Source organism: Nocardia testacea NBRC 100365, from assembly GCF_000308775.1.
GTDB classification, from domain to species: domain Bacteria; phylum Actinomycetota; class Actinomycetes; order Mycobacteriales; family Mycobacteriaceae; genus Nocardia; species Nocardia testacea.
The window spans coordinates 25,959-37,018 of sequence record NZ_BAGJ01000173.1; the positions used below are offsets into that span (position 1 = coordinate 25,959).

At 68.0% G+C, this 11,060-nt stretch carries 12 protein-coding genes; 6 read left to right on the forward strand and 6 right to left on the reverse strand.

Annotated features, from left to right (window positions below; genetic code table 11):
* Positions 1-7: 7 nt before the first annotated feature.
* From ON38_RS24285 to ON38_RS24295, 3 genes are read right to left on the reverse strand one after another with little or no spacing between them, the layout of a single operon-like run.
* Positions 8-856 (reverse strand): helix-turn-helix domain-containing protein, encoded by an 849-nt coding sequence (locus ON38_RS24285; RefSeq protein WP_039827278.1) that lies wholly within the window; start codon positions 854-856, stop codon positions 8-10.
* On the reverse strand, positions 853-1,374 hold the full coding sequence (locus tag ON38_RS24290; RefSeq protein ID WP_051165122.1) for a DUF6879 family protein: 522 nt from the start codon (positions 1,372-1,374) through the stop codon (positions 853-855). Before ON38_RS24290 ends, ON38_RS24285 begins: the two co-directional genes overlap by 4 nt.
* On the reverse strand, positions 1,355-1,600 hold the full coding sequence (locus ON38_RS24295; RefSeq protein WP_245564175.1) for a hypothetical protein: 246 nt from the start codon (positions 1,598-1,600) through the stop codon (positions 1,355-1,357). Before ON38_RS24295 ends, ON38_RS24290 begins: the two co-directional genes overlap by 20 nt.
* A gap of 303 nt (positions 1,601-1,903) precedes the next feature.
* Between ON38_RS24295 and ON38_RS24300 the strand changes: the two genes are divergently transcribed.
* Both ON38_RS24300 and ON38_RS24305 read left to right on the forward strand, forming a co-directional pair.
* Positions 1,904-2,227: a hypothetical protein gene (locus ON38_RS24300; RefSeq protein ID WP_039827280.1), complete on the forward strand. Its 324-nt coding sequence runs from the start codon at positions 1,904-1,906 to the stop codon at positions 2,225-2,227.
* Between the two features lie 28 nt (positions 2,228-2,255).
* The gene (locus ON38_RS24305; RefSeq protein WP_051165123.1) at positions 2,256-3,158 is read left to right on the forward strand and encodes a phosphotransferase family protein; all 903 of its coding nucleotides are present in this window, start codon (positions 2,256-2,258) and stop codon (positions 3,156-3,158) included.
* Between the two features lie 74 nt (positions 3,159-3,232).
* Here ON38_RS24305 and ON38_RS37935 read toward each other — a convergent pair whose 3' ends face one another.
* The 3 genes from ON38_RS37935 to ON38_RS37115 form a co-directional block, all read right to left on the reverse strand.
* The gene (locus tag ON38_RS37935) at positions 3,233-3,367 is read right to left on the reverse strand and encodes a hypothetical protein (protein ID WP_281004627.1); all 135 of its coding nucleotides are present in this window, start codon (positions 3,365-3,367) and stop codon (positions 3,233-3,235) included.
* An 85-nt stretch (positions 3,368-3,452) separates the two neighbouring features.
* Entirely contained in the window at positions 3,453-3,698 is a 246-nt protein-coding gene (locus ON38_RS37110; protein WP_218000829.1) for a hypothetical protein, read from the reverse strand.
* Positions 3,695-4,324: an ABC transporter permease gene (locus tag ON38_RS37115; protein WP_218000830.1), complete on the reverse strand. Its 630-nt coding sequence runs from the start codon at positions 4,322-4,324 to the stop codon at positions 3,695-3,697. Before ON38_RS37115 ends, ON38_RS37110 begins: the two co-directional genes overlap by 4 nt.
* Positions 4,325-4,595: 271 nt before the next feature.
* Here ON38_RS37115 and ON38_RS24315 point away from each other — a divergent pair, with 271 nt between their 5' ends.
* The 4 genes from ON38_RS24315 to ON38_RS24330 form a co-directional block, all read left to right on the forward strand.
* Complete coding sequence (locus ON38_RS24315; RefSeq protein ID WP_039827281.1) at positions 4,596-6,131, forward strand: acyl-CoA synthetase; 1,536 nt, start codon at positions 4,596-4,598, stop codon at positions 6,129-6,131.
* Positions 6,132-6,365: 234 nt separating this feature from the next.
* The gene (locus ON38_RS24320; protein ID WP_039827282.1) at positions 6,366-6,722 is read left to right on the forward strand and encodes a hypothetical protein; all 357 of its coding nucleotides are present in this window, start codon (positions 6,366-6,368) and stop codon (positions 6,720-6,722) included.
* A 160-nt stretch (positions 6,723-6,882) separates the two neighbouring features.
* Positions 6,883-8,436, forward strand: coding sequence for a hypothetical protein (locus ON38_RS24325; protein ID WP_051165124.1), 1,554 nt, complete (start codon positions 6,883-6,885; stop codon positions 8,434-8,436).
* Between the two features lie 303 nt (positions 8,437-8,739).
* The coding region (locus ON38_RS24330; RefSeq protein ID WP_245564176.1) for a sensor histidine kinase at positions 8,740-11,060 on the forward strand (2,321 nt) is incomplete at its 3' end.

Sequence of the window (11,060 nt, forward strand, 5' to 3'; positions counted from 1 at the left end):
GTGCCCGTCAGCCGCTCCCGCTGCGTACCGTCCGCCCCCGCGCAGCCGCCTTGATCAAGGTCCGTGCGCCCTCCCCCGTCTCCGACTGCTGGGCCAGGACATCGAACGCCCGCCCGTACACATCGATCTCGCGCGGCTGGGTGATGGTGAGTTCGGCGGCGGTGCCCTCGACCATGACCAGCCGGTTGTCGAACATGGCGAAATTCGTCGACACCACCAGCGCTTCGGCGGTGAACGGGACGATGCCGATGGTCACCCGGGGCATGCCGATGAGCGAGGACAGCCGGTCGAGCTGCCCGACCATCACCGCGTCGTCACCGACCGTGGTGTAGAGGGCCTGCTCGGCGATCAGGAAGTGGAACAGATGGTCGCGCTGGTACAGGATGCGCTGCCGTTCCATCCGCTTCGAGACGGCGTTCTCGACATCGTCGGGGATGCGGTGGAATTCGATACCGCGACGCAGTTTGGCGGCCGCGTACTCGGCTGTCTGGAGCAGCCCGGGAACGATCTGCGGCTGGAAATCGCGGATATGGGTGGCATCCGCCTCCAGTTTCAGTGATTTCTGCTGCCGGCGGCCGAGTCCGGTGCCGAGGATCTTGCGCCATTCGAGGTAGGCGACCTCGATGGTGTTCGAGGTGGCCAGCAGGTCCGGCAGCTGGTCCTCGGCGCCACAGTGGCGGCAGTAGGCGCGGATATCGTCGTCGGAGGGTCTGATCCGGGCGAACTCGATCTTGCTCACCTTGGATTCGTGCCAGCCGCACAGTTGCGCGAGTCTGCGGTTGGTGAGGCCGGCCTGGCGCCGCAGCTCCCGCAGCCGTACCCCGAGAGCTTCTCGCGCGTCGTGCACTTCGTTCATCTGTCGACATATTCCGTGTAGGGCGTAGCCATGTCCCAGAGCCGGTGCTTCACACGCCGGGCGTACTGGATGATCCCCCGGTCGGTCGTCACCGCGAGACCGGAGGGTTTGCCGTGCTCGTCGACCAGGTTGTAGACGACGCGATCGTCATCGATCAGCCACCAGTCGTCCGAGGGCACGTCGCCGGCCAGATGCCGTGGGACGTACCGGATATCCTCGCCCGCGTCGGTATTGGTGCCGGTCACCGAGAGCAACCAGCGGTGATAGTCGCTGTGCGGCACCGACACCACGCGGACCCGTCGTACGGTGACGCCCCGGCCGGTCGTCTCCCGGATCAGCGTGTTCCATCGATTCTTCTGCGCGTCCGGCAGCGCGGGCCGGCCCTCCAGGAAGCGACCGAGCCGGCCGGTCTCGGCCGGCACGGCGTAGGCGTCGCGGACCTCGAGATGGAATGCCTCGGAAACGCATTCGCGAAACAGCGCGGCCCAGTCCGGCGGCTCATGCGGAAGATAGCGCACCGTAGAACGTCCTTTTGGTCTTCGGGACTTCGATCGCGACCTCGTCGGGTGCCAGATCGAGCTGCTCCAAGATCTCACGCTCGGCGACCGGGCGGCCGGCGAGGGTGAACGTTCCCCGGCCGGTATCCTGCATGGGCGCGCCGATGAAGGTATCGGGTTCGGCGTAACCGAGCAGTAGATGCGGGATCTCGACGGTGGCCGGTCTGTCCGTCTCCCATCCCTGCACCAGATAACTTCCCTGATCGGTCGTGTACAGACTGGGGCATCCACCGAGATCCGAGCCCCCTCTACCGAGAAACCGCAGACGCATACTTCAACCCCTGTTCGATGGTTAGCACGAGTTTTCCCGTACTCCGTACATGATGCACTTCGGCACTGTGACCGGGAAAACAACGCAGCGTAGTTGTGCAAACTCGTGCTCACTACTCGCCAAGATCGGTCTCGGCTCCTTACCGTCGATGCAACCGTCGCGCCCGACAACCGTGCCGGGATACAGGTGTCGGGCCGGCCATGAGACCAAGGGGTGAGCATGCGATTCGAGGTGAAGGTGAGCAGATACGGGGACCAGTGGCTCATCTCCGCACCCGCGTTCGGCGTCCGGAAGATCGTGGACGACGAGTCCGCCATCCGGAGCGAGGCGTACCGGTTGATCGCCCGATGCGGCACCGCGCCGGGTGATTTCGAGGTCGAACTGGTGCCGGGCGGGGGCCCCGATATCGCGGCGGTGGTCGACGATCCGCCCACCCCCGTGGAACCGCACGGCCCCGGTTGTTTTCCCGGCGGGGCGTCGGTGCACGAGATCCGGGCCCGGCTCCGGCGGGTGGACGAGCCGCTGGTCGACGACGGTTTCTGATACCGACGCCGCATTCTAGAGTCGTGGCATGGCAATTCGGGACGGCGATGCCGTAGACATCCACGATGTGGTGGCCGGGCAACTGCCCGGCTATCGGATCGACTCGGTCGTGCTGCTGGGACAGGGGGAGGACCACATTGCCTATGAGGTCAACGGCGAGCTGATCGTGCGCTTCGGCAAGGAACCCGATCCGGGAACCCGCGCCGCGCGGGTGAACGGGGAAGCCGCGCTACTGGCCGCCGTCGCCGATATCTCGCCACTGCCGGTTCCCGTGCCGTGTTTCCGGGTCGCCGAGCGGGGTTGCCTGGCGTATTTCGAACTCCCCGGCCGGCCGCTGATCGATCTGCCCGCGCCGTGGCGATCGCCGCATACACGGTCGATCGCCGCGGTACTCGGGCGATTCCTCGGCGCTCTGCATGCCGCTCCGGTCGACCGGATGGGCGACCTGGTGGATATCGACGATCAGCCGAACGAATTGTGGCTCGACGAGGCCGGGCAGATCTACGGCACGGTGGCCGACGAGATTCCCCGCGCCCGTCGTCCGGCCGTGGAGGCGTTTCTCGCGGCGGAACCGCCGGAGGATCGCTACGACCTCGTATTCTCCCACAACGATCTGGGGATCGAACACGTCCTGGTGGAAGCTCTTTCGGGTACGGTGACCGGCATCATCGATTGGAGTGATGCCGCGATCGTCGACCCGGCCTACGATTTCGGCCTCCTCTACCGCGACCTCGGCCCGGCGGCTCTGGACACGGCCTTGGACAATTACCGGAGCACCCACGATGTGCAGGCGATCCGGCGGCGGGCTGCCTTCTATGCCAGGTGCAGCGTGTTGGAGGATCTCGCCTACGGGCTCGAGAACGGACACGAGAAGTATCTCGGCAAGAGCCTCATGGCATTGACGTGGCTGTATCCGTCCCCCGCCGACTGATCCGCCCCTGCGACGACGGCAGGCGCAGCATGCACACGAATATCGTCGGCACGCCGAGCCCGCCACCGGCCACGTCACTGTGGCGACCCCAGCCGAGCGCCGCCGTCCACCCGGACCACGATGCCCGTAGTGAAGCTGTTGCCGATCAGGAATTCGATCGCCGGGACCGCGGGCAGGGCGATGGACGGGTCGATGAATTCGTTGGTCACCAGATCGGTGGCGGTGAGTCCATCGGCGATCCGGTCGCCATGGCGATTCCTGATGTGGGCAGTGGTCGGGCAGAGGTCGTAGAGGTCAGTGGCCGCGGCGGCGGCCGTGCGCCCGCTCCACGCGGACGGCCAGGAAATCGAAGAACCAGAACAGGATCAGACCGGCCGGCGAGGACAGCAACAGCGCCGTGAGCAGTTCTTCGGTGGCCGGCCGCTGCCGGTAGACGTCGATCATCCGGCCGATACCGGGTTCGCCCTGGCGGAAGAAGAAATCGGCCACGATCGAACCGATGATCGCCATTCCGCCGGAGATCTTGAACTCGGAGATCATCGCGGGTAGCGCGGTGGGCACTGGAGTTTGCGCAACCGCTGCCAGCGGCTCGCACCGTGCAGCGTGAACAGATCGTGTTCGGCCGGCGCGACGGCCTTCAGCCCGAACAGCGTGTTGGTGACGACCGGGAACAGCGACACCATCACACAGACGATCACCCGGCTGCCGAATTCGTAGCCGAACCAGAAACCGAACAGCGGGACCACGGCCAGGATCGGAATGGTCTGCAGGATCACCGCGTACGGGTACAGCGAGTACTCCGCCCACCGCGCCTGGCTCATCGCGACGGCGAACCCGACTCCGAGCACCATCGCGACGACCAGCCCGCTCAGCGCGACCAGCACGGTGGACCCCAGCGCGGACAGGATCTCCGAGCGCACCGCCGCATCGAGCAGCCCTTCGCTGATCACCTCGTCGGGGCCGGGGAGCAGGAAGCGCGATTCCGGCGCGATCAGATAGTGGCTCGCGAAGTACCAGAGCCCGGTGACGAGTACGAAGACCACGACAGGCGCGATGATCCGCACGGGTGCGGCCCGGCGCCGGGGAGCGCTCGCGGCCCGCTCCGGCCGGACCTGCGGGGCCACGGTGGGGGCGGCGGTATCCGCCGCGACCGTGGTCAGCGCCACCGGCCGCTGGGCGCAGTGGGAGCGCGCCGAACTGTTCGATCACCTCGCCACCGCGTTTCTGAACGAACCGGAGCGGCGCCGAGCACGACCCGGCCCGAAATACGGGCGGGGCTCGTCAGTTCCGGAAAACCGACGAATCGCTGTTCACTTTCCGCTATCGTCGCGGTCGCCGGGCGATTGCCCGGCGGGGGCCGGTGACGCCGCACGCGTCCCGGGCCCCGGCTCGGCTCGGCGGTCGGCCTCCGATCGCTTCGTTCCGTAGAGGAGCAGTATGTATCCCGGCGCGCATGTCGATAATTTCCCGGATAAACCAGCCGTTATCGTCGCCGAGACCGGCGAGACGCTGACCTATCGGGAGCTCGAGGACAACTCCGTCCGGCTCGCCCGGCATCTGCACGCCGCCGGATTGCGCCGTGGCGATCATGTCGCGTTGCTCTCCGGTAACGACCCGAAGGTCTACGAGGCCTACTGGGCAGCTCTGCGATCGGGGCTTTACATCACCGCCGTGAACCGGCATCTGTCACCGGCCGAGATCAGCTATATCGTCGACGACTGCGGCGCGAAGGCACTGATCGCGTCCGCCGGTCTGCGCGAGGCGGCCGAGGCGATCGTCGAGCAGACGCCCGAGGTGCAGATCCGGCTGGCCTTCGGCGGCCCGGTCGAGGGCTACGAGTGTTACGAGGACGCACTGGCCGCCCAGCCCGCGCAACCGCTGCCCGACCAACCGCGCGGCGCCGATATGCTCTACTCCTCCGGCACCACCGGGCGGCCCAAGGGCATCAAACAGCCACTCTCGGACCAGCAGGTCGGTGATCCGCCCGGCGACCCCTACACCGCCGTCTTCGGGCCGCTCTACGGTTTCGACACCGAATCGGTGTACCTGTCGCCCGCCCCGCTCTACCATGCCGCACCGCTGCGGTTCGGCGGTGTGGTTCAGGCCCTCGGCGGCACCCTGGTGGTGATGCGGCGGTTCGATGCCGAGCAGGCCCTGGCGGCGATCGAGCGCTACCGCGTCACGCACAGTCAGTGGGTTCCCACCATGTTCGTCCGGATGCTGAAACTCGACGAGGACATCCGTGCCCGCTACGACATCTCCAGCCTGAAGGTCGCCGTGCACGCCGCCGCGCCCTGCGCCGTCGACGTGAAGCGGGCGATGATCGAATGGTGGGGCCCGGTGCTCTACGAGTACTACGCCTCCACCGAGGCCAACGGCGCCACCTTCATCGACAGCGAGCAGTGGCTGCGCAAACCGGGTTCGGTCGGCCCGGCCGGTATGGGCTCGATCCGGGTCTGCGGCGACGACGGCGCGGAACTGCCGACCGGCGAGATCGGCACCATCTATTTCGAACGCGACGAACTACCTTTCGCCTACCACAACGACCCGGCGAAAACCGAGGCGGCGATCCATCCGGACCACCCGACCTGGACCACCACCGGCGATATCGGCTACGTCGACGCCGACGGTTTCCTCTTCCTCACCGACCGCAAGGCGTTCATGATCATCTCCGGCGGGGTGAACATCTACCCGCAGGAGATCGAGGACGCGCTCGCCCTGCATCCCGCGGTGCTCGACGTCGCGGTGATCGGAATCCCCGACGCGGAGATGGGTGAATCGGTGCAGGCCGTGGTCCAGCCGGCGCCGGGCGTGACCCCCGGCCCGGAACTCGCCGCGGAACTGCGCGACTACCTACGCGAGCGCATCGCCCACTACAAGGTGCCACGCGGCATCGACTTCGCCGACGAACTGCCGCGAACGCCCACGGGCAAGCTGGTCAAGGGCAAACTCCGCGCCCAATACAGTGTCTGATCTGCGCGCCTTCGGCGCGCGGGCCCGGGCCCTGTGACCAGCCATTCGGAGGTGACGCAAAGCAGGTTCGTCGGGCGGCCCCACGGCCGCGCCGACGGTGTGCACCCGAGCTTCGACGCCGTTCGGGCCGGCACAGTGGCGCGCTCGCCGGTCGGTGGACGGTTGCCGGCGCGCTCGACCGGGGATGTTTGTCTTGCCCCCACCGGGAAATACGGCGGGCAGGAGGGCTGAGCGATGACCAACGATGCGGAGAAACGCTGGTCCGACGACGGGAACTTCCGGCGGGCGGTGCGCTACGCGCTCGTCGTGCTCGGGGTCGCGGCGCTGGTCTGCGCGGTCGCCGCCGTCTGGGCGGCGACCGGCCGGTGCCGCGACGCCGACGCGCTGCTGTGCGACACCGCCGCCCAGACCGCCGTCCTCTTCGGGCCCGGGGTCGTCCTGCTCGCGGGTGGTATCGGGGCCTTCGTGGAAACCATCCGGGTCTGGCGGCGCGGCGGGGCCTGGCCCATCTGGCAGGGGGCGGGCTGGTTCCTCTTCCTGATCACGCTGTTCTACCTGGGAATCGGCGCGAGCACCGTCCCCGCGTATTGACCGGCGACCCGCACCCCCGCGCACATCTCCGGCCCTGGTGAGGGCAACCGCCCGGTAGCCCTGCTATCTCCCCGGCACCTGTGGCAGACTTTCCGGGAATGCTCGGACTACGGCCGCTCGACGACCGTGCGCGGAAGGTGATGCGGGAATTGAGATCGCGATGGACCTGATCGCCATCGAGGGCCGGGTGGCCGCGGACCGGCTCGCGGCGCGGGACCGGACACCGGAGGCAGAACTCCGGCTGGCCACCACACTGTGTGAGCTCGCTTCGGCGTATCTGGCGACCCAGACCGACGGTTCGGTGCGCAACCGGGTGGCCGGTGCGCTGGAGCCGGCGCAGGAAGCGGTGATGATCCGGCTGCGCTGGTTCACCTCCGGTCATGTGTCCGCGGTCTTCGCCAACGAGGTCCAGGACACCCTGCGGCTGCTGGAACAGGCCGCCCGCGCCATCGGCCACCGCGAGTTGGCGACCGCCACCATCCGCGACGCCTGCAACGCCTATACCCGGGTGGCGCACGAGTACCCGAACGCCGCGGGAGTGTGCGCGGACGGCCTGTCGAAATGCGGTGTGTGGCTGTGCCGGCTGGACCCGGGCGCGGCCGTGGTGGCCACCGACGAGGCGGTCCGTATCCGCGCCACCCTCTTCGAGGCCGACCCGGAGCAGTCCCGGAAATACCTCGCCACCCTGAACACCCTGCTGCGCACCTTGATGGTGGGCCGGCAGCGCAAACAGGCGGTGGCCATGTACCGCGAGCGCTATACCGCGCTCACCACCGCGGCCATGGCCTCGCAGCTGCGGAACCTCAAGATCGAGGAGATCGGTTTCACCGCGAAAACGCAGGCCGCCCTGCGGAAGCTGGAATGCCGGACCCTCGAGCGCGCCGGTTACCTGACCCAGCAGCAGATCCTGTACCAAAGCGCGGGAGATCTGGCCACGATCGAGGAGATCAACTGGCAGCTCGCGCTGGTGGGACTGAAGCCGCTGGTGGCCGGCGCGATGCCGGACCAGCCGGCCAAACCGGTGGAAATCGGTTCCTCCTTCGGCGCCTTGAGCGTGCTGTGCTCGGCACCGGACGCGCTGGAACAGGTCCGCGACGCGATCGTCGCCGCGTTCACCGCGGCCGGCGCCGAACCGGTGGATATCAATACCGCCTACGGCGTGGACAAGGCGCACTGGGGCACCCGGGATCCACAGCTCAACGCCGCCACCGAACTCGGTGAGGACATCGTGCTGATCGAGCGGATGTCGGGTAGCTGGATCGCCGTGAAGAGCCTCAAATGGGAGCTGACGCCGGTGGCGAAGAACCCGCTGGCGCTGGCCCTCTCGCAGCAGTGGCCGGTGATGAGTGTGACGAGCACCGAGAATCTGGCCTACGAGTTGTGCTGGTACGAGCAGGGATCGGCGACCCAGTACGCGGCGCTGGGCCGGCCCGCCGAACCGGTCGCCCTCGATACTCCGCTGGCACCGCTGGATTTCGGCAAACTCGCCGACTACGGCGCGGATTACGCCTCGGAGACCCAGATTCGTTCCGCGTTCGGTAATGCCACCATGTTCGCCAAACTCACCGAACTTCCCGCCAGCGGTATCCGGCAGGCCGCCGAGGCCCGGCCGCTGGCCGGATACGGCGAACGGGTGCTGTGTTTCCGGGTCGCGGGCACGAAACGCGCGGCCGCGGCGGGCGGTGGCACGCGGTCGCGATCAATTCCGGAATAAACCGTAACGCGCGGGCTCCGGTACCCGAAAAGAATGCCTGGTGAGAGTAGTAGTTTTCAAGACTGAAACGTATTGCTTTCGCTAATGTCTGGTACCGGAGTACGACGCATTGCCGGGAGACCGCAGTGCCGGGATAGTTGGGCGGTGAGCCGGCGGCGATGAGGCTGTTCGCGCGCATCCCCGGGAACGAGTTGATCTACTGTGTCCAAGCGGCTGCCTCTCCCCGAGTTCGCGTCGACTTCCCGTTCCGGACCGAATCGAACGCGCGGGCGCGTCGGCGTTCGGACCCGCCTGCTCGCCATCGTGCTCATCACCAGTATCACGCTGCTCACGGTCGGTATCATCGCCGCGGGTTACCTCGTGAAATCCGGTCGGCAGGCACAGGAATGGGCCGACCTGGCCAGTAGCACCACCACTCCCGCCATTCTCATGGTGCAGGGGCTCGAGGAGGAACGGCGCCTCTCGCTGCTGTATCTCGCGGGCGATCCCGGGGCCGCGACCGCGCTCGCGGACGCACGGAAACGCTCCGATATCGCGCTGGCCGAAGTCACCGCCAAAGGCGATGCCGCCCAGCGGCTCGACCCCGACGGCTCGGCCGGCCAGATCGAGGGCTACCGCAAACTCTTCGAGGCGGTACCGAATCTGCGCGCGGCCATCGATGCGCGCGCGATCCCGCGGGAGGAAGCCTTCGGGTTCTTCAGTTCGGTGATCGACACCATCATCGGGGCCTCGGTACTGGCGGCCCGCGTCGCACCCGATGCCGGGGTCGGTATCGCGCTCAACTACGGGGTCGAACCCTTGCGGGCGGCCGAGGCATTGTCGAAGGCCGACACCCTCGGCGCCGTCGCGCTGACCCTCGGTGAGCTCACCGACGCGCAACTGGTGGAATTCAACCGCCACGTCGGTGAATTCCGCGGCGAGGTCGCGTACTCCGCCACTGTGCTCAAAGGCGACCGGCTGGCCCAGTTGCAGGCCCTGACCACCTCACCGGCCTGGCAACAGCTGATCGCGGTACAGGACGCGGTGATGCTGCGCGGCTCGGTCTCGGCCGACGATCCGGAGACCGACGACTCCACGACCGGACGCACCGGCACCCGGACCGGTTCCGGTGACAGCAGCACCGACGAGTCCACCGAGTCCGATACGCCGGCCCTGCCGTTGACCGTCGCCGAGTGGCAGCGGGTCTCCGGCGAGGTCGTGGCCGCCCTGCTGAAACTCTGGGAGGGGCAGAGCGCCGACGCGCACGCCATCGGCCGCGCCCAGGGCGCCGACACCGCCAACGGGTCACTGGCCGGCGGCGCCGCGGTCCTGGGGATCACCGCACTGGCGTTCCTGGCCGCGCTCGTCCTGGCCAACCGATTCATCGCCCGGATGCGCCGCCTGCGCGACGACACCCTGGAACTCGCCGACGAGCGGCTGCCCGACATCATGCGACGGCTCGATCGCGGCGAGAATGTCGATTCGGCCGCCGAGGTCGCGCGCCTGGACTTCGGTACCGACGAACTCGGTGAAGTGGCCGACGCGTTCAACCGCGCGCAGGTCGCGGCCGTTTCCGCCGCCGTGGCCGAGGCCAGGACGCGGGCCGGCTTCCATACCGTGTTCCTCAATATCGCCCACCGCAACCAGCTGGCCGTGCACCGCCAGCTCGCGCTGCTGGACAAGGCCGAACGCCAGGAGGAGAACGCCGACCAGCTCGAACTGCTGTTCCAGCTGGACCATCTGGCCACCCGCGCCCGGCGGCACGCCGAGAATCTCATCGTGCTCGGCGGCGAACAGTCGGGCCGCCGGTGGCGCAACCCGGTTCCGCTGTGGGAACTCGTCCGCGGCGCGGTCGCGGAGAGCCTGGATTACACCAGGATCCACACCGGACGCATACCCGATGTCCTGATCGCGGGTAAAGCCGTCGCCGACCTGATCCATCTGCTCGCGGAGCTGATGGACAACGCCACGGCGTTCTCGCCACCGGAGTCCCAGGTCGAGGTGTCGGCGTCCGTCGTCGGCCGGGGGGTCGCGGTCGAGGTCGCCGATCAGGGGCTGGGGATGACCGCGGAGGAGATCGCCGAGCGCAACGCACTGCTGGCCGAACCACCGGATTTCGGCGTGGCCGCACTCACCGGCGATACCCGTCTCGGTCTCTTCGTGGTGGCCACCCTGGCCGCCCGCCACGGTGTCACGGTGCGTCTGACGGATTCGGTGTACGGCGGTATCAAGGCGATCGCGCTGATCCCGACCGCGCTCACCGAATCCGCCGGCCCGGGCCGGGCCGGACGTCCGGCCCTCGAGCCCACGGCGACCCCCGCGGCGGCGCCGGCGACGTCGGTCGACGGGAGCCTCGCGCAGACGGCCGCGCCCGCCCCACACGGTCCCGCCGACTCACAGCCGATGACCGTGATCGCACAGCCCCGCCCGGACGAAGGCGCTCGTCCGGCCCTGCCGCGCCGGCAACGACAGTCCGCCGAGGCGGATACCGGGGTCATCCCGGTGGTCGATCTGCCGCGCACCCGTACCCCCGAGCAGGCCCGGAATCTGATGTCCGCCATCGAGAGTGGCTCCCGGTCCGGCCGCCGGCCCGATACCGAATCACCCACAACCGATCACACTCCAGAAGAAGGCAACGATGACCA

Excerpts from the sequence above, each read along its gene's own strand:
- ON38_RS24285 (WP_039827278.1), bottom strand. The coding sequence starts at position 856 with ATGAACGAAGTGCACGACGCGCGAGAAGCTCTCGGGGTACGGCTGCGG.
- ON38_RS24300 (WP_039827280.1), top strand. The coding sequence starts at position 1,904 with ATGCGATTCGAGGTGAAGGTGAGCAGATACGGGGACCAGTGGCTCATC.
- ON38_RS24305 (WP_051165123.1), top strand. The coding sequence starts at position 2,256 with ATGGCAATTCGGGACGGCGATGCCGTAGACATCCACGATGTGGTGGCC.
- ON38_RS37110 (WP_218000829.1), bottom strand. The coding sequence starts at position 3,698 with ATGATCTCCGAGTTCAAGATCTCCGGCGGAATGGCGATCATCGGTTCG.
- ON38_RS24315 (WP_039827281.1), top strand. The coding sequence starts at position 4,596 with ATGTATCCCGGCGCGCATGTCGATAATTTCCCGGATAAACCAGCCGTT.
- ON38_RS24320 (WP_039827282.1), top strand. The coding sequence starts at position 6,366 with ATGACCAACGATGCGGAGAAACGCTGGTCCGACGACGGGAACTTCCGG.
- ON38_RS24325 (WP_051165124.1), top strand. The coding sequence starts at position 6,883 with ATGGACCTGATCGCCATCGAGGGCCGGGTGGCCGCGGACCGGCTCGCG.